This is a genomic window from Stenotrophomonas sp. 3diitr2024 (genome assembly GCF_042136455.1).
Lineage (GTDB): Bacteria > Pseudomonadota > Gammaproteobacteria > Xanthomonadales > Xanthomonadaceae > Stenotrophomonas > Stenotrophomonas sepilia.
The window spans coordinates 1-328 of the sequence record NZ_JBHHMJ010000707.1 but is presented as its reverse complement, the minus strand read 5'-3'; the positions used below and the strand labels follow the sequence as shown (position 1 = coordinate 328).

1 protein-coding gene and 1 pseudogene are annotated in these 328 nt (G+C 65.9%); one reads left to right on the top strand and one right to left on the bottom strand.

Annotation, left to right across the window (positions count from 1 at the left end):
- Positions 1-218 (bottom strand): response regulator (locus tag ABGA94_RS18620; protein WP_375367907.1); only part of this gene is annotated, 218 nt, incomplete at its 3' end.
- On the opposite strand from ABGA94_RS18620, the pseudogene ABGA94_RS18615 reads away from it, so the two are divergent.
- Positions 211-328 (top strand): annotated as a pseudogene (locus ABGA94_RS18615) (pantoate--beta-alanine ligase); the annotation flags it as partial. The gene ABGA94_RS18620 and the pseudogene ABGA94_RS18615 sit on opposite strands and share 8 nt — an antisense overlap.

Below are 328 nucleotides of genomic sequence, written 5' to 3'. Positions count from 1 at the left end.
GAAATCATCACCACCGGCAGCGGATGCAGGCGCATCAGGTTTTCCAGGAACGCCAGCCCGTCCATGCGCGGCATTTCCACGTCCAGGGTGATCACGTCCGGGAGCAGGCGCTTGATCTCGTCGAAGTTGCCCAGGGTGTCGTTGGCCACGATCTGGATCGGGGCGAAGCAGGAGCCGTCGCTCACATTCACGAAGGCCAGATTCGCTGAACCGCGCACGCCCGAGGCCGACGTTGCCGGGCTGGAGCAGGCTGGCTGCGATGCGGTGTGGCTGCCCAGCGTGGAGGCGATGTACCCGCTGGGCGTGGACAAGACCACGCGCGTGCACG